This window comes from Polyangiaceae bacterium (assembly GCA_016715885.1).
Taxonomy (GTDB): domain Bacteria; phylum Myxococcota_A; class Polyangia; order Polyangiales; family Polyangiaceae; genus Polyangium.
In genome coordinates, this window is sequence record JADJXL010000022.1 from 282708 (window position 1) to 307354 (window position 24647).

At 59.7% G+C, this 24647-nt stretch carries 11 protein-coding genes and 2 pseudogenes; 3 read left to right on the top strand and 10 right to left on the bottom strand.

Annotation, left to right across the window (positions count from 1 at the left end; genetic code table 11):
* Nucleotides 1-103: 103 nt before the first annotated feature.
* The 4 genes from IPM54_33280 to IPM54_33295 form a co-directional block, all read right to left on the bottom strand.
* Complete coding sequence (locus IPM54_33280; protein ID MBK9264646.1) at nt 104-793, bottom strand: hypothetical protein; 690 nt, start codon at nt 791-793, stop codon at nt 104-106.
* A gap of 173 nt (nt 794-966) precedes the next feature.
* Complete coding sequence (locus IPM54_33285; GenBank protein ID MBK9264647.1) at nt 967-2112, bottom strand: N-acetylmuramoyl-L-alanine amidase; 1146 nt, start codon at nt 2110-2112, stop codon at nt 967-969.
* Nucleotides 2105-2356 (bottom strand): LysM peptidoglycan-binding domain-containing protein, encoded by a 252-nt coding sequence (locus IPM54_33290; protein MBK9264648.1) that lies wholly within the window; start codon nt 2354-2356, stop codon nt 2105-2107. Before IPM54_33290 ends, IPM54_33285 begins: the two co-directional genes overlap by 8 nt.
* On the bottom strand, nt 2337-3035 hold the full coding sequence (locus tag IPM54_33295; GenBank protein MBK9264649.1) for a hypothetical protein: 699 nt from the start codon (nt 3033-3035) through the stop codon (nt 2337-2339). Before IPM54_33295 ends, IPM54_33290 begins: the two co-directional genes overlap by 20 nt.
* Nucleotides 3036-3219: 184 nt before the next feature.
* On the opposite strand from IPM54_33295, the pseudogene IPM54_33300 reads away from it, so the two are divergent.
* Nucleotides 3220-3828 (top strand): annotated as a pseudogene (locus IPM54_33300) (DUF938 domain-containing protein).
* 79 nt (nt 3829-3907) lie between these two features.
* The gene (locus IPM54_33305) at nt 3908-4618 is read left to right on the top strand and encodes a hypothetical protein (GenBank protein MBK9264650.1); all 711 of its coding nucleotides are present in this window, start codon (nt 3908-3910) and stop codon (nt 4616-4618) included.
* A 15-nt stretch (nt 4619-4633) separates the two neighbouring features.
* Here IPM54_33305 and IPM54_33310 read toward each other — a convergent pair whose 3' ends face one another.
* On the bottom strand, nt 4634-5437 hold the full coding sequence (locus tag IPM54_33310) for a methyltransferase domain-containing protein (protein ID MBK9264651.1): 804 nt from the start codon (nt 5435-5437) through the stop codon (nt 4634-4636).
* 329 nt (nt 5438-5766) lie between these two features.
* On the opposite strand from IPM54_33310, the gene IPM54_33315 reads away from it, so the two are divergent.
* Nucleotides 5767-10707 (top strand): AAA family ATPase, encoded by a 4941-nt coding sequence (locus IPM54_33315; protein ID MBK9264652.1) that lies wholly within the window; start codon nt 5767-5769, stop codon nt 10705-10707.
* Between the two features lie 21 nt (nt 10708-10728).
* Here IPM54_33315 and IPM54_33320 read toward each other — a convergent pair whose 3' ends face one another.
* From IPM54_33320 to IPM54_33340, 5 genes and pseudogenes are all read right to left on the bottom strand, one after another.
* Nucleotides 10729-11487, bottom strand: coding sequence for a glucose 1-dehydrogenase (locus IPM54_33320; protein ID MBK9264653.1), 759 nt, complete (start codon nt 11485-11487; stop codon nt 10729-10731).
* Between the two features lie 120 nt (nt 11488-11607).
* The gene (locus tag IPM54_33325; protein ID MBK9264654.1) at nt 11608-20550 is read right to left on the bottom strand and encodes an amino acid adenylation domain-containing protein; all 8943 of its coding nucleotides are present in this window, start codon (nt 20548-20550) and stop codon (nt 11608-11610) included.
* Between the two features lie 492 nt (nt 20551-21042).
* A pseudogene (locus IPM54_33330) lies at nt 21043-22378 on the bottom strand (cytochrome B6).
* A 323-nt stretch (nt 22379-22701) separates the two neighbouring features.
* Nucleotides 22702-23988, bottom strand: coding sequence for a hypothetical protein (locus IPM54_33335; GenBank protein ID MBK9264655.1), 1287 nt, complete (start codon nt 23986-23988; stop codon nt 22702-22704).
* Nucleotides 23989-24008: 20 nt separating this feature from the next.
* The gene (locus IPM54_33340) at nt 24009-24644 is read right to left on the bottom strand and encodes a hypothetical protein (GenBank protein ID MBK9264656.1); all 636 of its coding nucleotides are present in this window, start codon (nt 24642-24644) and stop codon (nt 24009-24011) included.
* Nucleotides 24645-24647: the final 3 nt, after the last annotated feature.

The following is a 24647-nucleotide window of genomic DNA, read 5'->3' on the forward strand; positions in this document are numbered from 1 at the left end:
ACGTGTATTATCGCGGGGCGCCCGCGTATTGGGTGGACGGCAATTGGTATTATCGGAGCTCGAACGGGTGGGTGGTGTTCGTCGACGAACCCCGAGACCTCCATTATGCCCGCGTGCGCATGCCCAATCGGGCTTGGGCGACGGCTCGATATGGCGTTCGCACCGGCGGGCCCGTCGTGTATTCGAGACACACGGGCCGATACGTGAAGGCATCGCCGACGGTTCGCCGCGCTCCCCCCGTGCGTGTATCCCCGGCGCCCTCGCGTCGCCCCGCGCGACCGGTGGTCGTGAGCCCGCACGATCGCGCGCCCTCGAAGGCGAGCCGGCACGATCGACGACACTCGAAGCCGTCGAAAACCACACGCTCGAAGGCCCCTTCGAGGAAGTCCCGCCCGTCGCGGGGTCGATGAACGATGTCGATGTCGAACGTCACGACGGGCGCTCCCATCATGACGGCCGCCGTCCCCCCAACCACGATGAACTCGACGCCCGCATCCAGCAGCGCCAGCAACATCTGCTGACCTGCATCGGCACCTACCATCGCTACTTCGCCTCCCGCATTGCCTCGATGAACGCCGCTCGATGCATCGCCTGCGCCACGCGTTGCTCCATCGACATCGAGAGGGCGTCGAAAAAGCGCCCGATCCACGTCGGCAACCGCGGCGATCACTTCGGGCGCCGTCTCGGCCAATCGCCGCAAGACAGGACCCACCACCGGATCGTCCCAGGTCTCGGGAAGAAGCGGGTGGAAATACGCGGCCAGCGTTTCCGCGTCGACACTCGGCGCCGTCATGCCACCATCCTATTCGATTTCTGCACGTCGCGCCAGACCCAACCATGCAAAGCTTCTGAGAGCGCTGCGGTCGTCACCTTGTGTATGCCTGTTTGAGATACTAGCCCAACCAAGCGAACTGGCGCAGCAGCGTCGAGGAAGGCATTCATATTATGACAAAGAGTGATGTCGATTCACTCTTTCGCTGGCTCGCTGAGCTTCTTCCACCCATCCTCCACCTGCTTCCAAAGCTTTTGCGCGTCTTTTGAAAGTTGCTCCAGGATCACTCTTGCGATGACCTCGAAAATGGCATCGGTGATCGCTTCGGATGCAGCTTTGTACATCTCATCTTTGGCGAGCAGGGGTGGATCTTGGAGTGCATTTATGGCGGCGCCCATGGCGTTGCCAGCAGCCGCGCCTCCCGCAGCGGTTGCAAGAAGTCCAAGTGGTCCCAGCGATGCACCAAACGGCGCTGTAGAGGCTGCACCAATTGCGGCCCCTATTCCCTTCGCATCCACCGACACCTTGTCACCACGAACTTCGCCGATATTCGCCGCATATTCTATGGGATTCCAGGTCCGGTCCCCCGACTCGACATTGATGAAATCGCCCTCCAGATAGCAGCACGCAAACTGATGTTTCCCATATAGCCCTTGTTTTAGGAGCGGCACGTTGTTGCCTTTGGCCAATTGGTCATGCCTCGGCGCAAAGCTGCTCGTCGAGTCGAGTCTCTTGAGTGCAGCCAAAACCTTGCTCTTGACAGACGCCCCGAAAGCGTCGCTGGTAGTGTAACCGTTACCGCTGGGCATGTCTGCGCGTTTCACGAGCAGAGGTCCGCGCGGCAGTTTGTCACTGCTCGAGTACAGTTGACGGTTGTAGTGTGGTGGTTTGTTGCGTTTCTGGCCATTGATTCCTGGCGTAATGTCCAAAAAAAACGATTCTGCACCTCTGTTGAAGGCATTGAAGTGGAGAATAATGAAGAAGTCCGCCTTCGAATCGGTAACTACCTGCGCCCGCTCCGCAGCGGTTAGATTTATATTCTCGTCCGATTTGGTCAGAACAACCTCGACATCGACGGCCATCGCATTGGCACGCGCTTCAATGGTGGGTTTCAAGATATTCGCAAACCGTTGAGTCATCGTTTTTTCATACACATCACTCACCACACCAACCGCATTGTTCCAGTACGACCCGCTGACGTTGGCGGTGCCACCATGACCGGGATCGATGACCACGACCCATTTCGTTTTGCGGCAGTCTTTCTTCGCTGAGAGCGGATCCTTGGACGCCGCCGCGCAGTCGTTATTGATGGCAGCCACTTGCGCTGTCATTTTACTCATGGCTCGTTCCCTCCTCGTGTTGTATTCCACATTCTTCTGAGCGGCTTGCGACTTGTGTCAAATCAGGTACGAGCACCTTGTCGCCAGGACCCAAGCTCTTGGGATCAAAGCTCTGATTACCAGTACCCAAATCAAAAATCTTTGCGCCACGCTGCACCTGAAGATCCCGAATGTCGATGCCATATTCTCGCGCAATCCCATAAAGCGACTCTCCATGCGCAATTTCATGTACCAGATGCCCCATAAAGCCTCCTCATGATCGTGTCCGTATCACCACTCTGCATTGCCGTGACAATCCATGCCCACGCAGGCGACTGCATCCAATTCCAACCCAGAAACACGCCCAGCATCGCTGCACGTAATTGCCACGCAGCCGGAACGCCAGTTCGACCCCATCCCGAGTCCAGCAGATGCACGTAATCTGCCAAACGCTCGAGGTTCAGGTGTACGAGGCGCCGCGACATCACCGATTGCAATACAACTTCAAGTTGATGCGACTCGAGCGGCACGAGTGGACAATCGGTCGCCAGCGGGAGGTTCTCGAGACACCCGCGTTTTGTGCTAAACGTTCCGTCCCAGAGTAGCATGTCGACATGGTCGAGAACTCGCGCAAGCTTGAGGACGGGCGCCACTTGATCCCTCCAGTGGCATCGCTCGAGCATGTTTTCGTACAGTGGGCTTTCGGGGAAGCGGCTACCAAAATAGATGTACCCGATCGAGTAGCGCATGATGTCCGCCTCTGCGACGTAGCCGTACGATACAGCTTCTTCGATCACGTGCAAGCCCAGAGTCTCGCGGTCTTCCCCAATAAACTCGACGAACCATGGCAGTCGCTTGGACCACCAGCAGGACAACTCCCGCGCGAAACTCCGATGAACAGCGTCGGTGAATGCCGATACCGCCTGACGATGTAGGCTGAGCATGGAACCAGCATACCGTCAGCCACGAACCGTTTGCAATGAAAAACGTTTGCCCTCCCCACGGCCGGGATAAACGCGTCGATTTCCTTGTCCCCATCGCTCCTCCAGCGGCAAAGCGGCGCATGCAAGCCGCAGGTGCTTCTCGACTTCGCCCCTCGGCCCTTTTGCGCTATGCTTCGGTCGTCCCATGAAACTCCACGCCCCAGCCGCCGATCGCAACAAGCAGCCCATTCTCGACGTTCTGCGCCCGCTGTTGCCCAAACCTGCGCTTGTCATCACGATTGCCGAAGGTTCGGGCCAGCACGTCGTCCATTTCGCCCAATACCTTCCGCACGTCACGTTTCAGCCTACGGATCGCGACCCCGACGCGCTCGCGAGCATCGGAGCGCATCGCGCCGAAGCAGCCCTGGCAAACATCCGCCCCGCCATGACGCTCGATGCCGCAGATTCCACTTGGCCCATTGAATACGCCGATGCCGTCGTGTGCATCAACATGATCCACATTTCACCTTGGTCCGCGAGTGAAGGGCTCTTTCGTGGCGCATCACGCGTGCTTCGGCCTGAAGGGTTTCTCTTGACGTACGGCCCGTGACGATTTTCGGGAGCGTTTCACGCGTCAAGCAATCAGGCCTTCGATGAATCGCTCAGGGCGCGAAATCCAGCCTGGGGCGTGCGCGACATGGGCGACCTCGCGAAGCTCGCTGCGTCGAACGGTTTGTCGCATGAAACATCCGTGGCGATGCCCGCGAACAACCATTGCTTGATTTTTCGGAAACCGGCGAGCGGAGCCGGCTGACGCATCGAGCGCTCCGGACATCGGGGCGCACGAATACGTGCCTTGAGCGGTCTCGCCGAGCAGTCCGTCCGGCCGCCGCATGCGCACGCGGATTGCATTTCGCGTGGCCATGCGTCGCTACGTCATTGCGCTCGTGCTCGGTGTGCCGCTCGCCGCGGGATGCGGGGCGACCCGCTACTATTACGAGCCTGCCGAGCAGGCCACGGCTACCGTCATGGGGGCTCCGGCCGCGCGCTACGCCATTCCACCCGATACGCAACTCGGGGATGTCCGTATCGCATCGCTCGGCATCGATGACGTTCTGCTCGACGAAGACACCGACCCTGCGCCGGCATTGCACACACGACTCATCGTTGCCAACGAGCGCGGCGAGCGCGAGTGGAATGTCGATACGCGTAACATCCGCATTCAATTCTCGTCCCGCATGCCGCCGGTAGCCCCCGCATTCGTCAATACCAATGGGACCGGTATGCCCGTGGTCACCATACCGCGAGGCGAATCACGCACGATCGACACGTACCATCTCTTGCCCGGCAACCTGGAAGATGCCGAGGATCTGCCGCAATTCGACATCGTTTGGGAAGTTCAAACCGACGCGGAAACCATTGCCGAACGGACTCCATTCGACCGCCGCGAAGCCGAGCCACCGCCGAGCACCATGACGATGTACGGCGCTTGGGGAATGGGGCCCTATCCATACGGCCCGTGGTACGATCCTTGGCTGGCCCGTCCCATCATCATCCAGCGCATCACGCCGGCACCGCGGGTGTATTATTATCCTCGCAGATGAGCGCGCATCGCGGTGTCACCGATGCCCCACCGCGAGAAAATGGGTCATCGCCAGGAAAAACCGCCCGTTGGCGCCTCGCGTTTTCTGATCGGACAACCACGCATTGGCGGCTTCCAACGTCAGCAAGCCCATGGCCTCCGCCAATTGAGCCCATAGTTCTGGAAAAAATCCGTATTCGTCGTAGCTCGTGCACACGTGCGTGTCCGCAACGACGTGCACATTCGAAAAACCAGCGTCCTTGAGCAATCGATGATATTGGCGCCCGACTGCACCATTTGCAATGCCCCCCGCCGTGGCGCGCGCAATGCTGCGCGTCGTGGCGAGATCGTTGCTATCGAGCAGCACGCTGTCCCAATCCTGGTCCACGAGCACGATGCGCCCTCCCGGCGCAAGCACTCGGTGCGCTTCCTTCAATGCTGGTTCCGGCTGTCGTAAATGTTGATAAAGCCGCTCCGCACGGTATCCGTGTAGGCTGCCATCGGCATAGGGTAACGATTCCGCATCACCCACCTGCATCGTGGCATGGATTCCCCTGCGGGCAGCGCGCGCGCGTGCCACGTTGATCAAACTTTCGTTGATATCCACCCCAAAAACAGAACCACCCGGCGAAACCAGCTCCGCAAGCTCGAATATGGCGGTTCCCGCACCACAACCAATGTCCGCGACGCTCGATCCTCGTTCGGCGCGCAGGAGCTCGTACGAACGTCGCCTGCGTGCAATGACGTCCGGCTTTCGTTCCATGCGGTCGAGGAATGCCAAAAGCGGATTCGATGCCGCCTCTTCGGCGACGAGCTGGTTCTCATGATGGGAGTCTTGCATGTACGTCCTCTTTTCCCTATCGCTGGCCTGCCGCCATGAGCCCCGAACCAAATTCGGCGTCAATCGACGGGCACGATTCGGGCTTCGAGCCGCGACGCATCCGCTCGACGTTGGCCCGACGAAGGCCGCGCTGCCAGGTTTGCCAATACCGCAGGCACACGTTTCGACCGTGACGCAACAAAATTATGCGACCGGCACGCAAGCTCACCCAATTGTCGCAAAATGCAATGATTTCAAACGAGTAGGCGACTTCGCGGGTGGTGCTTTGGCTCGCAAAATGTCAATGTACTGCAGCTCCAGAACAAAGGGTGCTATTTGAACCGGTTACCATGCCCGCTCAATCTCGCGTCGACGGAATTTCCCCCGGAGCCTTGACCCTCGAACAGTTCCTGCGCGGCGCGCTCGCCGCTGCCGAAGCTCTCGCGAAGCTGCATCAAAGCGGCATCATCCACCAGAGCATCCGCTCCGACACGCTGCGGATCGATTTCGAGCATGTGACGGTCGAGCTGAGCGGCGTGCAGACCGTCGCGCAAGCCGAGCCCTCGGCACTCAAACTACCTCTCGAATCACTGCCCTACATCGCGCCCGAACAGACGGGACGGTTCGACTCCCCCATCGATCACCGCGTGGACCTCTATTCGCTCGGCATCGTGCTGTACGAGCGCTGGGCCGCGGCGCTTCCGTTTCACGCCGACGATGCCGTCGGGTGGGTGCACTGCCATGTCGCGCGCGCGCCACGTGCGCTCATCGAAGCTGCGTCGCAAACGCCCGTGGTCGTCTCCAGCATCGTCATGAAGCTCCTCGCGAAGTCGCCGGACGAACGCTACCAGAGCGCCCGAGGCCTCGCGCTCGACCTGGAACGCTGCTTGTCCGAGCTTTTGACGACGGCGCACATCGAGCCGTTCCCGCTCGGCACGCGCGACGTCTGGGACAAACTCCGCAGCGCCGGGCAGATGTACGGCCGCAAGGAAGAGCTCGCGGCGCTTCGCGCGGCTGTCGGTCGAGCGTCGACCACGCGCGAGGTCGTGCTCGTGACGGGGCCGTCGGGAATTGGAAAAACGGCGCTTCTGCGTGAGCTTCAAAAGAGCAGCGACGAGAAGGCGTTTTTCCTCTGGGGTAAGTTCGAGCATCAAAGGCGGGACATTCCGTACACGACGATCGGCCAGGCTTTCGGAGATCTCGTGCGTCAGCTCCTCGCGCTGCCCGACAAGGAGCTCGATGCGATACGCCAGCGACTCGTTGCAGCGCTCGGCGTGAACGCGCAGCTCGTCGTGGATCTGGTTCCGCAGATCGAATTGGTGATCGGCAAGCAGCCTCCGGCGGTGGTTCTCCCGGCTGCGGACACGCAGAGCCGGTTCAACATGACGTTCGCAAATTTCGTCGATGTGCTCGCGACGTCCGAGCGACCGATCGTGCTTCTGCTGGACGATCTTCAGTGGGCGGATTTTGGCAGCTTGGATCTTCTTCAGCACGTTCTCACGCAACCCGCGCTGCGCAATTTGCTCATGGTCGGCGTGTATCGCGAAGAAGACGTGGGGCCGTCGCATCCGCTCGACAGCATGCTCGGTGCGGTGCGAGGTGCTGGGGTGACGGTGACGCCGATTGTCGTCGGGCCGCTTTCGCAAGCGCAAGTCGTCGATCTCGTGCGGGATCTTTTCGGCTGCGAGCCTTCCGAGGCCAAACCTTTGGCGTCGCTGCTTTGGGCCAAAACCGGGGGCAACCCGTTTTTCATGGCGCAACTGCTGGGCGTCTTGCACGAGGAAAAACTCATTCGGTTCGACGCGCAGCGGTGGGGCTGGCGGTGGGACATTGCGGACATCGAGTCGAAGGAGATCACCGACGATCTCGTGGAGCTCGTGCTGGGCAAGCTGCGGCGTTTGCCCGAAGGAACGCTCGAGACGCTCGAAATCGCAGCGAGCACGGGCAATGAATTTTCGGTCGATTTGGTGGCGACTTTGTGCGGCAAGACGAGCGAGGAGGTTCGTTCGTTGCTCGAGCCTGCGCTGGCGGACGGGATTCTCTTGCAGCGGCCGAGCGGCTACAAGTTCCTCCACGACAGACTCGTTCATGCCGCGTACGGGTTGATTGGGGAAGACGAGCGCACGGCGCTGCATTTGCGGCTGGGATGGCTGCTTTTCGAGCGCACGCCCCAGGACGAGCTCGACGGCGCGATTTTCGACATCGTCAACCAGCTCAACCTGGGTGCAGCGCGAGTCGAGTCGCCGCATCAGCGACGCCGCATCGCCGAGCTCGATCTGCGCGCAGGCCGCAAGGCCAAGGCGGCTGCGGCGGCAAGAACGGCGGCCATGTACCTTGGCAAGGGTATTGGTCTTTTGCCCGAGGATGCGTGGTCGACCGAGTATGCGCTCGCGTATGCGCTGCACATCGAGCTTGCGGAGTGCGAGTTCATGACGGGGCGCTTCGAGGATGCGGAGCGGCTCTGCGCGACGGTGCTCGAACATGCGCGCACGCCGGTCGACAAGGCGGGTGCGTATCGGATTCAGCTCCTGCTTGCGACGGCGCAGATGAACAATGCGCACGCGATCGAGCTCGGGCGGACGGCGCTGCGTTTGTTCGGGATCGAGCTACCTGCCGATCCGACCGAGCAGGACGTTCGCTCCGAGGTGGCGGCGGTACGGGACAAACTCCAGGGCACGACGATCGAGTCTCTTGGTCGACTGTCCGCGATGACGGATCCGGATACGATTGCGGCGATGGACATCCTTGCCGCGCTCTATCCGGCTGCGGTGTATGTCGTTCCCAACCTCTCGCAAGTCGCTGTCGCGCACATGGTGCGTCTGAGTATTTTGCATGGCAATGCGCCCGCATCGGCGCACGGTTATGCGATCCTCGGCTTGGTTCTTTGTTCGCGGTTCAGTGAATTCCGCGATGGCTACCTCTTTGGCAAGCTTGCATGCGACCTGAGCCAAGAGCCTCGTTTTGAAAGTTATGCGAGTGAGGCCCTCGTCAATTTCGGCGCACTCACGTTGATTTGGTCACGACCCATGCGCGAGTCGCTGGAAATTTTGGCGATGGGTTTCCGTAGCGGGAAAAACGCAGGAAAAACCATTTATGCCGGCTCGAATTTGCTCCAGACGGCGATGGTGTCTTTGGCCTTGGGTGAGCCGCTCGATGCCGTCCAGGATGCGGGCGCTTTTGCGTACGAGTTTTTGACGAATGCGCGATTCGGGTTCTTGGCCGATAATGCGCGCACGCTGCAGCATTGCGCGCGGTCGCTTCGTGGTGAGACGGAACGATTCGGGTCGCTCACCGGCGATGGACTCGACGAGGTTGCATTCGAGAAACACCTGCAAGCCCAGGGAATTCCGGTCATCCATTACTTGTATGCAATCTACAAGCTGGTGGCGCGTTATCATGCAGGCGAACATGCAGATGCGCTCGCCGCAGCCGATCTAGCAGAAGGCTTGATTTGGAGCCGGCTCTATAGCGTGGCGGATGCCGAGTTTTACTTCTATGCCGCTTTGGCGGTCGCCGCCGCCTATCAAGATGCCACGGAGGAAGCGCGAGCGGGTTTCCGAAAGCGACTTACGAATTACGAGGATCAACTCCGGCAATGGAGCGAGAGTTGTCCGGACAATTTTCGATCACGGCATCATTTGGTTTCGGCAGAAATCGCGCGTATCGATGGCCGGGATCACGACGCCATCGTGCTCTACGACAAGGCGATTCGATTCGCGCGTGAATCGGGATTCGTTCACGTCGAGGGGCTCGCGTGCGAGCTGGCCGGGGTTTTCTACAACCAGCGCGGCTATGCGCTCTTGCCCGCCGCCAATCTTCGACAAGCACGCAAATGTTACGATCGGTGGGGCGCGAAAGCGAAGGTCCGGCAGCTCGATACGCTGTATCCGGACCTCGTGGAAGCGCCGCGGCGGGAAAGCTCGCCGATGCCGAGCGCGGATGCCGAGCCCATCGATTCGCTGACGGCTGCCAAGGCATCGGCCGCGATTTCGAGTGAAATGTCGCCCGACGAGCTTTTGGCAACGCTCATGCGAATTCTCACCGAACACGCGGGCGCGCAGCGAGCTTGTTTGCTTTTGCCAACGGCCGAAGGGCTCAGTTTTGCCGCGGAAATCACGGCCGATCATGATGGCGTGCGCGTCGATACCTCACGAAATAGAAATGCTCCTTCAGCGAACGAGTTTCCCATCTCCGTTGCGCAATACGTGCGGCGAACGCGCGAAAAACTCGTGCTCGACGATGTCGCATCCAACGTGACGTTTGCAAGCGATCCTTACGTGGCTGCACGTCGTCCCAAGTCGCTTCTATGCGCTCCCATCGTCCGGCGCGGCGAAGTCGCCGGCATCTTGTACTTGGAAAACCGTTTGGCCCGCGGAGCGTTCACGCCGAAACGACTCTCCTTGCTCGAATTCCTTTCGGCCATTTCACTGGAAAATGCGCTGCTCGCGGCCGATTTGGTTCGCGAGACGGCGACGCGAACCCGAGCCGAAAAGACCCTCAAAGAAAGCGAAGAGCGCCTCCAAAGGCTCGTGGAAACGGCCAACGTCGTCCCGTGGGAAGCCGATCGCATCACGGGCCGGTTCACGTACGTCGGCCCGCAGGTCGTCAAAATGCTCGGCTATCCGCAAGATGCCTGGTATTCGGACCATTTCTTGGGCACGCACGTCCATCCGGAGGACCGCGAAAGCACGCTCCTGCACCTCGTCGCTGCGTCTGGCGAAGACGATTTCGATTTTCGCATTCGAGCCGCAGACGGGCGCACGGTGTGGCTCCACAACGTGGTGAGCGTACGCGGGGGCGATGGAAGCGATACCGTCGGAGGTTTTCTCTTTGACGTCACCGAGCGCAAGGAATCCGAAAGCACCCTCAAGGACAAGCTGCGCATCATCGAAGAGCAGCAGACGGCCATTCAAAAATTGTCGACGCCCATCATCGAAGTATGGGAGGGCGTTTTGACGGTCCCGGTGCTTGGAATCGTCGACGAGCAGCGGGCCGAGCAAATGATGATGACGCTGCTCGATGCGGTGACGCGCACGGGTTGCCAATATACAATCATCGATTTGACGGGCGTCGATGCGGTCGATACCGGCACGGCCGATCACCTCATGCGCATCGTCCGCGCCGTGCAACTCCTTGGCGCGCAGAGCATCGTGGTCGGTATTCGGCCGGAGGTGGCGCAAACGATCGTGTCGATGGGCGTGGACCTATCGTCGATCAGCACGCTGGCGACATTGCGGCAAGCATTGCTGATGTGCATGGGAGGGCCGCGAGGCGCGCGCAAGCGTGGTTGAGGGAAAGCGGTGCATCCGTCATCAGGTAATGCGAAAACCACCGTCGAGCTGCAAGTTGGCTCCCGTTATGAACGCCGCTCGATCCGAACAGAGGAAGAGCACGGCATCAGCAAGCTCGGCCGGGCGGCCCATGCGTTTCATGGGCAGCCTCGCGAAGAGCGCGCCGAGCGCTTCTTGTGGCAATTGCTGCGCATATTCGGCTGCCATAGCGGTTTCGAATGCCCCGGCGACGATCGCATTGACGCGGATGTTTTTCGCGGCACTCTCCACGGCAGCCGTACGCGTGAGCGCCTCGAGCCCGGCTTTCGCCGCCGAATACGCGCCAAGGCCGGGCTGCACCGATTGGGATGCGAGCGAGGAGCAATTGACGATGGCACCTCCTCCACTTGCTGCGATGGCTGGGATTTCGTATTTCATGCAGAAAAATATCGCACGCAGAAATGCAAGATCCCGGTCGAAAGATTCTGCGGTCATCTCGACGAGGGATGACGCTCGGAGCGCTCCCCAAGCGTTGTTGTAGGCGTAATCCAAGCGGCCATGGATGGACAAGGTCCGCTCTACGAGCGCCTTGACATCGTCTTCGGATGTCACATCGGCGCGGATGAACGTGGCATCGCCGCCCGTAGCGCGAATGGAACCCTCGACTTCGCGCCCGAGCTCTTCACGGCGTGCCGTGAAGACGACCTTGGCGCCTTCACGGGCAAACGCTTCGGCCGCGGCCCTTCCCAGCCCCGCGTTTCCACCGGTTATCAGCGCAATCTTTCCCTCGAATTCACCCACGATTCACCTCCGCTCAGCAGTTTATCCGGAACGACGACGGCTGTATAGAGCCGTGTCTTGCCATGGATTGGGTGTCATGCATTGGACTGGACGTACCCACGATTGCCTTGTTCGTCAATGTTACGTTCGAGCAGATTCGCCCACGGGTAGCGAGCAGTGCATGTGAATCACGCGCCAGGCTCCTTCGTGTTTTTCCAGAACCAGGCTCAGGCGAGTATCGTGGTAAATGGCTTGTCGCTCGTCTTGTGCAGACGTTTGTTCAGAATCGAACCGTGCGGTAATGGTGGCAGCACGACCACCGGCGAATACGAGAACTTTTGCATCGCGCACGCATGCGCGCAGGTCCACGAGCGATGCCATCTTGCGCTCATAATGTGCCCTGATGCTCATTGAGCCTTCGAGAATGTCATCGGAGACGCCAATGCTCACGCACGGATGATTCGGGGCAAACATGGCCCCCAATGCAGCCCCATCGCGCATACACATCCACTCGACGAATCGATCCAGAAAAGCGCGTAGCTCCGCTTCGTCTTGGTCGAATGTTTGAATTGCTCTGCGGCTGGGGAATGGAGTTGGGATTCGAATACGTCGAGGCATCTCCGAGGGCGCTTGCAGTTGGACGTGCGAGGACGCATTGGGTTGCGTTGCAGGTTCGTGCGATACCGGGGTCATGGGCGTGGATGTCATTGCAGCCGGCGAGTCCATGAGGGTCTTGATGCCGTGGACGGTGGGATTCGCCATGAATTGAGCCATCTTGATTTTGCGTCCAGTTCGCAGGTTGAATTCAGCGAGGAAGTGAACGGCGAGGAGCGAGTCGCCTCCCAGCTCGAAGAAGTTTGCGCCTGGGGGCACTTGCGAAATGCCCAGCATACGCTTCCAAAGATGCTGTGCAATCGACGGCGCACTGTCCGCAGCGGTCGTCGACATGGGTATGCGTGACGCCACGGGAGCTTCATCCATCGTGGAAATGGACACTTCGCCATTCGATGCCGATGTCAGCGCAGCGAGGTCGTGCCACACGTTTGTTTTGAGCTCCGACGATCGCGTCGGATGCTCGGCGATGATGAGCGCACTGTCTTCGACACGCTGACGAGCGGGGTCTTTCGGAACGGTTTCGACATTCGCAAACCCGGCGCGCTTCAATTCGCGCTGCCAATCGGAGAGGGTCATCGTCAGCGCACCGCGGGCGCGAACGACGTCCCAATAACCTGGCGCCAAACCCCAAACGAGATGGCCCCACGTACCGACGCGCGTCGTTTCGACGCAAACGAGCGCGCCGCCGGGAATGAGCAATTCACGCAATTTCACGAGGCTCGAAGGGAGGTCGAGCGCCACGTGCACGGAATCGAGTCCGAGGATGATGTCATAACCTTCGTGGAACCCTTGTTCACTCGGGGCCCGATTCAGGTCGAAGCGAAGGAATTTCATCCAAGGAATGCGGCGTTTCTTTGCCTCGCGTTCTGCGACGTGAAGGAACGAACGTCCGATGTCGGTGAAATGGTATTCCACATTTTCACCACGAAGCCGCTCCACCAGGGGCCATGTGAGCCGACCATGTCCCGCGCCGACTTCGAGAATGCGGACTTTCTTGTCCCGGTGCCGCTTCATGATGTCGACCACGACGTCGCGTGCCAACGCCATGTAGACATGGTAATAAAACGCGGCATTTTCGCGCATGCACTCCTCGTAGAATGCATCCGTGCCGTCGGGGTACAAAACGCCGATCGGCTCGATTTCGCCCGTCAGCGCTTCGTCGTAATGCGCGACGCAGTGTTCGAGGAAAAGGGATAGTCCCAAAAACTTGGGTTCGTCTCGTCGAAACGATACGGCGAGCCCGGCGGATCGCCCCACGCCCTCGCTACGGATCGAAATTGCGTCGGAACCTTGGCGAGTTGCCATGCCGGCACGTTCGAGCACGCGCACGAGGGAATTGAACATGGGGGTATATTTGGGCAGAATGCCCGTGTCTTTTTGCAGCGCCTCCATGGAACGCGGTCGTTCGAGGGTATCGCCCAATCGTCGTGCAAAAAAATCGAGCACGAGATGGGCGCAGAGGTTCTCCATTCGAGCCAACAACCCCGGAGCTTCGTCGATGGATGTGGCTCCGAGCTCGCGGGTAATTTCGACGGCGCGCACGTCGAGCGGCGCGGGCTCCAAGGGCGGCGCGGCCGCTTGTTCATTGGGTTTGGGCACTTTGGGCGGCGCAGCTTCGAGGTTGTAACGCCGCCTTTCGAATGGATACGTGGGCAATGGAATGCGCCGGCGCTTCTCGTGCGCGTAAAACGCTTGCCAATCGACGTCCAGCCCGAGCTCCCACAATCGCCCCAATCCGCGAAACAGAGCGGCACACGAAGACTCGGCACGCTTGCGAGCGCTCGGCAATGTGCCCACGATTTCGCACGTTTCTCCGTCGAACCGCGGATGCGCCTTGAGCAGCGAGCCGAGCGCGCTGCCCGGACCAACCTCGATGCAAATGGGCGATTCGAGGTCGAATAGCGTATCGAAAGCATCGGTCAAGCGCACGGGATTGCAAAGATGATCCGCCCAAGCATCCGCATGGGTCGCCTGGTCGACATTCATGTATTTCCCCGTGACGTTTGAAATGATGGGAATGCCGGGTGCGTTCCGCTCGGTGCGGGCCACGTGTGCACGAAAATCGGCGCGGATTCCGTGCATCATGGGTGAATGCGATGCACGTGAAACACGCACATCGCTGGTTTCGATGCCAGCATTCGTGAGACGAACGCGCACCTTGTCAATGAGCTCGGTGGCTCCGGATAGGACGACGCAATCGGGAGCATAGGTGGCAATGGCGATGCCGTCACCAAGGAATTGTGTAATCGTTCGCACGTCGGTAAATGCGGTGAGCATGCTGCCGGCGGGGGTGGAGTCCATCAATTGGCCACGAGCGACGACGAGGCTGAGCGCGTCACGAAGCGAAAAGACGCCGGCAATGCAGGCTGCGACGTATTCGCCTAGGCTATGGCCGAGCATGGCCGCGGGCTTTATGCCCCACGCCATGAGCTGCTTGGCCAACGCGTATTCGATGGCGAACAAGAATGGCTGCGCCCAGCCCATTTCGTCGAGTAGACGTTCGTTTTCGGCGCCGCCCGCTAACAATGGCCGGAGATCGAGCCGCGCGTCTTCCCGGACGATGTCGAAACAGCGATCGATCTCGATTCGGAATACCGGCTCGGCATCGTACAAGTCGCGACCCATTTGGAGATATTGCGCCCCATGGCCGGGAAACAAGAATACCACGGGGCGCGTCGTCGTGGGGACTGCCGGAGCACTTGGGCTTGGCGGGACCGAAATCAAGGCGCCAATAGCCCCCATGACGTTGCGACAAACGACCGTCGTTCGATGACGCATGGGCGCTCGGCCCACGGCAAGTGTATACGCGACGTCCGCCAATTGGGCCGAAGCGTGCGTTCCGAGATAGCCGCGAAGCTTTTGCGAAACGGCTGATAACGTTTCGGGTGTACGTGCCGAGAGGCATAAGAGTTGGTAGGGCCGGCTTTCGGTAGATGCTTCCAAGGCAGGCGGCTCTTCCAAAACGACGTGTACGTTTGTCCCGCCAATCCCGAGAGCACTCACGCCAGCTCGTCGTGGACCGTTTGCGCGCGGCCATGGCCGGGCACGATCGCTCATGAAGAAGGGCGAGGTTTCCAGATTGAGCAATGGATTGGGATTGCGGTAACCTGGGACCGGTGGAATGGTTGCATGCTCGAGCGCAAGGGCTGCTTTGATGAGGCCGGCAGCTCCAGCGGCAGCGTCCATGTGACCGAGGTTTGCTTTGAGGGCGCCGAGCGCACAATAACCGCGCCGATCCGTCGATTTGCGATAAGCGCGCGTCAATGCGCGGACTTCGGTCGGATCTCCGAGGCGCGTGCCGGTACCGTGCGTTTCGACGAATTCGATGGTAGCAGGATCCACGCGCGCCGTTTCACAGGCTTTGGCGACGACTGCGGCCACGCCGTCCTCGCTTGGCGCCGTGAAGCCAATTTTGTCCGATCCATCGTTGTTCATGGCCGAACCGAGGATGACGGCATGAATGGTGTCACGATCGGCAATGGCGTCCGCAAGTCGTTTCAGCACGACGATGGCAATGCCGCTCGATTTGACCATTCCGCTCGCATCGGCATCGAAGGGCCGGCAATGGCCATCCGCGGACTCGATACCTCCTTCGACGTGGAGATGTCCAAAGTCTCGCGGGCTCAATGCGGACAACGACACGCCGCCTGCAATGGCCATGTTGCAATCGCCCGCCAGCAGGCTTTGGCGAGCCATGTGAATGGCGGAGAGCGATGTGGAGCAAGCCGTTTGGACGACGACCGCGGGACCTTTCAGACCCAGTTTGAACGCCACCCGCGTCGCCAAAAAGTCCGTGGCATTCAGCGTTTGCGCACGGTATCGCTCTTGGTCGCTCGATGCAGCGCCGAGCGCCTTCATGACGGGCCCCAGCCAATATCGAGGAATGGCTGCGCCGGCAAAGACGCCTATTTGGCTCGGATAACGGCCAGGGTCGACGCCCGCATGTTCGAGTGATTCATAGGCACATTCCAGGAAAAGCCGCTGCTGCGGGTCGAGCCACGTGGCGTCGGCGTCATTGAAACCGAAAAAGGCTGCATCGAAATGATCCGCATCCTCCAAGACGCCTTCCGCGGGAATGAAATTCGCTTGGCGCACGCGTGCCGGATCGGCGCCTGCGGCAATGAGGTCCTCGGGATCCATTCTTTGGATCGTTTCGCGCCCTGTACGGACGACCTCCCACAAGTCGTCGGGTCCACGTACGCCGGGAGCTCGAATGGCCATACCGACGATGGCAATGGCATCTGCGCGCGCGGGTGCCGGTGCTTTCGCAGGGGCAGCGTCGGTGCTCGGCTTTGGCGTGGGCTGAAGCTTCAGATTGGGCAACGTCGACAGATGTGTCGCAAGCTTCCGGATCGTGGGCAATCGGAGCATAGTCATCATGTCGATGTCGACGCCGAGTTGCGTTTGCAATTTTGCCTGCACGCGCGCCATGGCCAAAGAATGGCCACCCAACTCGAAGAACGGCGAATCGATACCGACATCGGATTGCCCCAAAACTTCCTTCCAAATCGAGGTGACAGCATGTTCCAGCGAGTTTGCGGTCGGAGCAATCACAGGGGCGCGCTCCACCGGCATCGGCAACGATGCTCGATCGATTTTACCGCTCGAATTGACGGGCATTCGATCCAACACGACAAACGTAGCCGGTACCATGTATTCCGGCAATCGTTCGCGAAGGTGTTTCTTGAGCGCATCCACGAGGTCGGAAGGTGCTGGTCGACGTGGTAAGACATATCCTACGAGGCGTGGATCACCTGCAAAGCTCACGACCTGGACGGCAGCCATTTCAATGGCAGGATGAAGACCGAGCTCCACTTCGATCTCCCCGAGCTCGACACGATAGCCGCGGAGTTTGATCTGACGATCGGTGCGTCCGAGGTAATCGATTTGGCCATCACCGCGCCACTTTACGCGATCGCCCGTCTTGTAGAATCGCGTCTCGGCGGCGTTGGGAATGAGGTTTTCTAGGAAGCGATCCCTGGTGAGCTCGGGTCGATTCAAATATCCTCGCGCGACAACCGGACCACCAATGTAGAGCTCACCGGGTATGCCAATGGGCACGGGATGCATGTGATCATCCAAAATGTAGACGGGAATGTGATCGAAAGGTCGCCCAATGGAGGGTTTTCCCTCGCCGCGCCGGCAGTCTCCCAGGACGGATACCACCGTCGTTTCGGTTGGTCCATATGCATTGACGAAGCGTCGACCATGGGCCCACTTGTTCACGAGGGATTCAGGGAGCGCCTCGCCAGCGGTGATGATCGTATGCAGCCGAGGAAGCTCGTCGTGAGGCGTCACGGCGAGCGCCGATGGCGTCATCGCTACGACATCGATATGCTTTTCCTGAAGCGTTTTCGTGAGATTCGCACCGGGCGCTATCGCATTCGAATCCGTCACGACGAGCGTGGCTCCCACGGGCCAGGTCATGGCGAGCTCCCATATCGAGACGTCGAAGGTGAGGGAGAAAAATTGCAGCACGCGTGTTCCTACGCCGAGGCCAAACATGGTCTCGAGACCACGGGCCAGGTAATAAAGTCCCCGCCTTTCGACCATGACGCCTTTGGGACGGCCCGTCGATCCGGACGTGTAAATGACGTACGCAAGGTGCTCGTGCCCTGCATTGGAAACCGGCCGCGATTCCGCCTGCGCGGCGATCGCCGCAGCTTCGTCGTCGAGCACAATGGTGCGTCCGCCGTATTCCGGTAAAACGCCCGCATTCTTCCGATTCGTCAGCAAAATCGAAATGGACGCGTCTTCCAGCATGAAACGAAGCCGCTCGCTCGGGTAGCTCGGATCCAGCGGCACGAACGCTCCGCCCGCTTTGAGCACCCCCAATATCGCCACCATCGCATCGATCGACCGCTCGATGCACAGGCCCACCAATGTATCAGGCTGCACCCCGAGCGCGCGCAGGTAATGCGCAAGGCGATTGGCACGGACGTCGAGCTCAGCATACGTCAATCGCGTATCACCCTGTTCCACGGCAATCGCCAATGGTGACCTATCGACCTGCGCCTCGAACAGCCCCTCGAGCGACACGAATTCTTCTTCGGGCTTCGCCTTGACCCGCGGCCCTTGCCACTCTGCAAGCTGCTGCTCTTCCGCGCGAGTCAAAATCGCCAAATCCTCGAGGCGCGCCGCCGGATCGCGCACGATGCTCTCCAAGAGAACGCCGAAATGGCCCACCATCCGTTCAATGGTTTCTTTGGCAAAAAGTTCCGTCTGGTATTCGATATGGCCTACCAATCCAGACGATCGCTGATGCAGCTCCAGATACAAGTCGACCTTGGCCACACCAATGTCGATTCGACCAGCATTCCAATTCGGCGTGGCGGCGAGGGGCGCGATGGGCGGCATGAGAATGAAGGTATTGTTGTACAGGGGATTTTCATTTGGGTCACGCCTGCCGCCCAGCTCGTTCACGAGCCTATCGAACGGGACGTCCTGATGTTCGCGCGCTGCTTTCAACACGTCGCCCACTTTGGGAAGCAAATCGATGAACGACATGGCTGCATCGAGCTGCGTGCGCAAAACGAGGTTGTTGTTGAAAAAGCCGATCAGCCCCTCGAATTCGGGACGCGGACGACCCGCCGCGGCGGACCCCACGATGATGTCGCTTTGCCCCGAATAGCGGAAGAGCAGCGTTTTCCATGCCGCGAGGAGCGTCGTGAAAAGCGTGACGCCCGTGCGTTGCGCGATCGCGCGGAGTTTGGTGACGAGCTCGGAAGAAACCGCCACGGCCGCGCGTGCGCCTCGCCCCGTCGGCGACTGCGGACGTGGGAAATCGGTGGGCAAAGGCAGATCGGAAAAACCCGCCATGTGCGACTTCCAATAAGCCAACTTCGGCGCGAGTGCCGCTTCGCTCAGCCACATTCGTTGCCACGCGGCAAAATCCGCATAATGAAGCGATGGCTCGGGCAAGGGAGACGGTTTGCCCAGGGAAAACGCCGCATAAAGCGCCGAGAGCTCGGGGAGAAATACATTGAAAAAGGATACGCCATCGACGACGATGTGGTGCGCCGTGATGACGAGGCGCGCTTCGGCGTCGCCAAATCGAATGAGCAGCGCACGCACGAGCGGACCTTGCTCGAGATGAAATGGTCTCCGCGCATGCTCGACGGCAGCGCGTGCGGCTTCCGATTCCCGAATGTCCTCGGGCCACGTGCCGGCATCGACCGAATCCAAATGAAATGGCCGCGGCGGCAAGATTTTTTGCTTGGGTGCTCCGTCGATAACGGCAAATACCGTACGCCATGCTTCGTGACGGCGTACGATTTCCGTGAGCGCCCGCTCGAGCACCGTGGCATCCACGGCGCCATCCATTCGAATGATGATGGGCTCGTTGTAAACGATCGTGCCCGGAAAAAGCCGATGGACGAACCACAAGCGCTCTTGCGCGAACGATACATCCAGCTTCTCATCGCGACGCGCAGGCATGACGGGCGGACCAGGTAGCACTTTCGTGCTCGCCTTCGTGACGGGGGCGATGACGCTTGGCGCCGCATTTTCTGCAACGGTTGGTCCTACAAATGGCGCCAGCGCAATGTGACGTGTTGGAACGGGGGGAATCGTTATCCTTCGTAGGCTTGGCGGCGGCTCCTGCCATTCACATTGCGCGATGAACTCGACGACCGTTTTACAGAGCACGCTCTCCGCGTCCACCAGACCCTCGATGGCGTCGAAATGGTTTCTGCCTCGTTGAATGAATAGGCGCCCGGGGAGCCCATTGCGTTGCCAAAGGGTGAGGTATTCGTTCGATTGTCGTTTGAATTCGGCAGACTCGTCGTCACCGACGCTGACGAGCAGGGGCGGACCCATATCGGGCACGTGGAAAATGGGACTTTGATCGAGGACGACTTCGTGATTGAGCCCGAGGTTTTTTTGCATCGACGTGTGTCGAAGTGGACGCAAGTCAAAAATGCCGCTGATGGGAATCGCGCCCTTGATGATGTCTTGCGGCAAACCATAATCCTCGTGCCATCGCGTGGACAAAAGCATGGCGACCTGATGGCCGCCCGCTGAATGACCAACCACGAAGATGCGGTCCGGATCTCCGTGAAATGCGCGAATGTTTTCGTAAATCCATTTCATCGCCGAGCGGCTTTGACGCGTGATGTCGGCTATGGTGACCGCCGGGCAGAGCGAATGGTTCGTGAGGACGACCGTCAGGCCATTGGCCCGCAATCCGCGCGCCACGAAGCTGAATTCCTTGCTGCTGAAGGACTGCCAATAGCCGCCGTGAATGAATACCACCACCGGCGCATTGGGCTGAGGTGCCGGCGAAATGTCGACTGTTTCGTCAGCTCCGGCACCAAACCGTATATCGAGTGACCAAGGAAGGTCATGACGCGCCTTGACGCTTTCGTCTGCATACCAGCGAAGATATCGCTGTGCGTCATGCACGAGGTGCGTCGGGTCGTATTCTTTATCAAGTGTAGTCGACGTTTCGAACTGGCGGGATCTGATCATGTCGTCCTCCCTCGCGAGTTACCATCGAATACATGGTACCATGACAGACCAGTCCTTTTGTGGACGGAAATGCGTCGAAATCGTGTTGAGAGCACGTGAATGCGAATACTGCTTTGACATCCAACGATGCCTGCAGGTGGTTTGGCTGTCCAATGCTGTCTACGTTTTGAGCACAAACGATCGAGGCAGCAGTTTTCCGACAATGGATGAGAGCGCCAATGTTTTGACGATCTGCGCTTGGGTGACCTCATTGACCCGAGGTTTAACGCAAAGTGGCAAAGACGCAGGGACGCAAAGACGTGGTCTATGCGCTGACCACGAGCAGTACTCCGCCACTTCGTTGATTGAGCTTCGGGAGCTGCTTGATTTCTCGGCACCGCGGCACCCCGAACTCGCCGCCTTCGGCGGCTCGGACAGCGGGGCCCCCGCCGCAGCGCCGAGAAATCAAGCAGCTCCCAAAGCCTCGCTTGATACGATTTGGGAGAGTCGTGTTCAGAGCACGCGCATGAATGCGACGAGGTCGCTCTTTTCCTGATCGGAGAGTTTCAGCTCGAGCACCAAATTGAAGAATTCCACGGTGTCTTCGAGCGTGAGGAGGCGGCCGTCGTGCAGATACGGTGGCGAATCCTTGATGCCTCGGAGCGGGAAGCTTTTCGTCGGGCCTTCGGCAACAGTGAGACGCCCATTGATGAGCGTTGGTTGGTAGAACCGTTCCACATGGAGATCGTGCATGAAATTATCCGAATAGATCGGCGGTGGATGGCAATTGGCGCATTGCCCTTTGCCAAAGAAAACCTCCTGACCTCGAAGCTCTTCGGGCGTGGCGAGGCGTGGATCGAGTCGTTTGTCGGTGATGCGAAGCTTCGGCGCGGGCGGGAAGTCGAGTATCTCTTGGAATTCGGCCATCGCATGGACTTCGCTTCCTCGTTCGAGGAAATTGACACCCTTCTTCTGAGCGATCACGATATCCCCATCGAAATACGCCGCACGTTGCTCGAATTCAGTGAAATCCTCGATGGTGCGGAGTGCCCGTTGTGAACCAAAGAGCCGCTGCTGGTTCACGCCTCTTAGCGATGGCGTATCGATGCGGCGCCGATGCGATTGGGGGCGTTTGTCGCCGACGAGGTGAAATGCTGCATTCGTATGACCATTCGCATGGCAATCGAAGCAGCTCACGCCGGGGCTGGGCTTTTCGGACCTACGATCGTCGGTCAGATTGAATTGCTGCTGCGCGAATTGCGATACCAAGAGGCGCAGCCCTTCGAGTTGTTTCCGGATTCAGGATTCCGTCGAACAACGCAAAAAAGTTTTGCCGCGTGACGAGCTGGCCGCGGGACACGTCCCCGAGGTCCGGCCTGGTCGTGAGAAAGATGGGCGGAGGAAACTCCGCAATGAAATGCTCGGGGAAGTCGAATTCCACGTCGAATCGTTCGAGGTTCAGGTTTTCCTGACGCTTGATCTCCGCGATGTGCGTCTTTGGGAAAACCATTCCGCCCTCGCCGTGTTTTGCGTGAGGCAATGGCATAAATCCCGCTGGAAAAAGGTTCTTGTCGCGAATCTCCGCCGGCGTCATACCGGCGAGCGACGTCCACGTCATTCCTTGCGGCAGCTTCACGCGCACGCCTTGTTGTACGGCCTTGCCTCGCGACATCGTGACGCCACGTGCCGGCTTGTTGGCGAGGTCGTACCTCGAGGCGAGCAAATCCAATTGCCTTTTCATCACGGCGGGTTTTTCCGCGGATAGACGCGCCATGATCGCGGCAAAAGGTTCTTCGATGGCGACGGGGGCATAACTCGTCTTCGAGTCTCCCGGCGCAAGCAAACCCAGGCGCGGATCGGAAACGATACCTCCAGCAGGCGCCGCTGCCGCCGACGTACCTCGCGCCGGCTGCGGTTCAGCGGCGGCATTGGGACTGAGTCCTGCGGAACAAGCTCCCACGGCGCCCACCGTCAGGGCGAGCCACAACGTATTCAGATGCAATCGCATCGAGCCTCCTCTCGTGAATGACGAGACGAAAGCTTATTGCTTAACAGCGAGGTCGTGGCGCGGATGAATCGGTCATTCGATACGCGACAAACCCGCCGCGCGTAGGTCGTTTTACCGAGGACCCATGGGGAAACGAAGGAAGTGTTTGTCTGGAACGTTTGCCGTCAATTCGGAATCGTCAACGCTTCGCGCAATTCGCCCTCGAGCTCGTTCAGGGCTGGTTCTCCCAATCCAGGCGGCGCAAATAATTGAAGATGAATCCGCCCTCGCAATCCAAATGCGACCATGGTCGGCACCGGAATCCCTTTGACGTTCGGCCCGACCGCGCGCATGTCGACGATATCGTCGACGAGCGGCCCGAGGCCTTGATCGAGTTTTCCCACGTTGGTGAAAATGAATCCGCGGCTGATGGGCAAATCGACGAGCACCTGTTGGAATGCCGGCGCGAGCCGTCGCAGGATTCCATGCGGCAATGGCCCCGCGAGCAGCGTTGGCAAAAGCAAAAACGCCGGCCCAACGAGGCTCCGCCGGTGCTGTGCCGTGATGGCGCTCACGGCCTTCACGGCATCGACGATGTTTTGCGTGGCCGAGCGTGGAACGATCGTGGTCAAGATGGATGATGCATTCGTGGTGGATAGGTGTGCCGAGCGTGAGTATCGCCGAAGGTCCATCGTGTAAAGCACGGCGACGGGCCCTTTGCTGGATCGCTTTGCCGCAATCATGGCAATGGCGGCCATGAGCAAATCATTGACCCGCACATGCATGCCGCAGCGGGCCTCGAGCGCTTCGATGGTCGACGCTTCGAGCACGATTTGTCTCGACAATGGTCTGGCCGAGCCACTCTGCGGATAAGGCCGTTCGCGCGGGGCTGCGGACAAAACGCGAAGCGGCTGGAGCAGGACGGTGAACATATCGCGGCCGAGAATGGGCAATTGGCGCAGGGAAAGCCCATTCAGCGCGCGCCGCAAATGACGCCTGGGCTCCACGGGCAAAGCCGGGCGCACTCCATAAAGATGAGCGCCCAGCACGTGCCCGACGGCCGCCATGCCCGCACCATCCATGGCCAAATGCGATAAACTCACGATGAGCCGACAGCCAAAGGGCGCCGGCAACACGACGACTCGAAGAGGCCGCACGCGTGTTGGATCGAGCGAGCGTTCGGTCCACATTTGCGTGTCGCTCTCCAAGTCGGCCGCGGCACCCACGTGAACCATGTCGGAAATGGGGCCATGCACGCGAACCCAGCGATCCCGAAAAAAGTGGGGTTCATAGACGCATCCGAGCACGGGAAAAGCCGCGACGGTCGCTTGCACCGCCCGCTCGATGTCGTCGCGCGAAAAGCAGCGGCGAAGATCGATGACTCCGTGCACGCACAGATCGCCATAACGATCCGCCGACCCATGAAGGCCCACGTCCGCGATGCGGGCGCGAAATTGTTCGTTTCGACGCAAGATACAGCTACCCTCGGTCGCTATTGATTCACTTGTCCTGCGAGCGCATTCATCAATGCTTTTTCTTCTTCGATCAATCGTTCGATTTTCTGGCGTGTGGAGGCCACTACCTGCTCGACGGGCGGATCTTCATCCGGGTTGTGGTACGCGCTCAGAATGCCGAGCGACGTGATCCATTCCAGTTCGTCGAAGCCCGCGCCCACTTTGCGTAAAAAGTCGGCGAGGACGAGTGTCAAGAGCTTGTAATGACCTTTGTAAGGCAATCCGAGCGAGCGGATGGGGGCGTCGCTGCTGAGCCATAACGACGACGTCACGGCGAGCGCCGTCGCGGCGGCCGCGGGCTCTTCCGCAAGGATTTCGACGACATCGGCGATCATGGTCAGGGCGCTCGGATCACGCAGCGCAACCATTCCTTTGCCCTCGAAGTGCCGACCTTCGATGACATTCGGCACGACGGTTGCGCGCAGTGCTGCTTGTCCTTCGTGGTTTTCCCAGATGGGTGCGATCTGGATGCCGGACGATTGCGTTTCCGTTCGCAGGTTCAGCGTGTGAAGCAGGATCGCTCGCGCGTCGTGCATCAAGTCGTCGGTGTCCGGGAGCGCGTAGTCATCGGGAAGCTCGAGAAACGCGCGGCCGCTGGTCGTGTCGAAGTCCATGGC

What these genes read in the sequence shown, in the direction of transcription:
- IPM54_33325 (MBK9264654.1), bottom strand. Translation starts at nt 20,550, where the DNA reads ATGATCAGATCCCGCCAGTTCGAAACGTCGACTACACTTGATAAAGAA.
- IPM54_33295 (MBK9264649.1), bottom strand. Translation starts at nt 3,035, where the DNA reads ATGCTCAGCCTACATCGTCAGGCGGTATCGGCATTCACCGACGCTGTT.
- IPM54_33285 (MBK9264647.1), bottom strand. Translation starts at nt 2,112, where the DNA reads ATGAGTAAAATGACAGCGCAAGTGGCTGCCATCAATAACGACTGCGCG.
- IPM54_33310 (MBK9264651.1), bottom strand. Translation starts at nt 5,437, where the DNA reads ATGCAAGACTCCCATCATGAGAACCAGCTCGTCGCCGAAGAGGCGGCA.
- IPM54_33290 (MBK9264648.1), bottom strand. Translation starts at nt 2,356, where the DNA reads ATGGGGCATCTGGTACATGAAATTGCGCATGGAGAGTCGCTTTATGGG.
- IPM54_33305 (MBK9264650.1), top strand. Translation starts at nt 3,908, where the DNA reads ATGCGCACGCGGATTGCATTTCGCGTGGCCATGCGTCGCTACGTCATT.
- IPM54_33315 (MBK9264652.1), top strand. Translation starts at nt 5,767, where the DNA reads ATGCCCGCTCAATCTCGCGTCGACGGAATTTCCCCCGGAGCCTTGACC.
- IPM54_33340 (MBK9264656.1), bottom strand. Translation starts at nt 24,644, where the DNA reads ATGGACTTCGACACGACCAGCGGCCGCGCGTTTCTCGAGCTTCCCGAT.
- IPM54_33280 (MBK9264646.1), bottom strand. Translation starts at nt 793, where the DNA reads ATGACGGCGCCGAGTGTCGACGCGGAAACGCTGGCCGCGTATTTCCAC.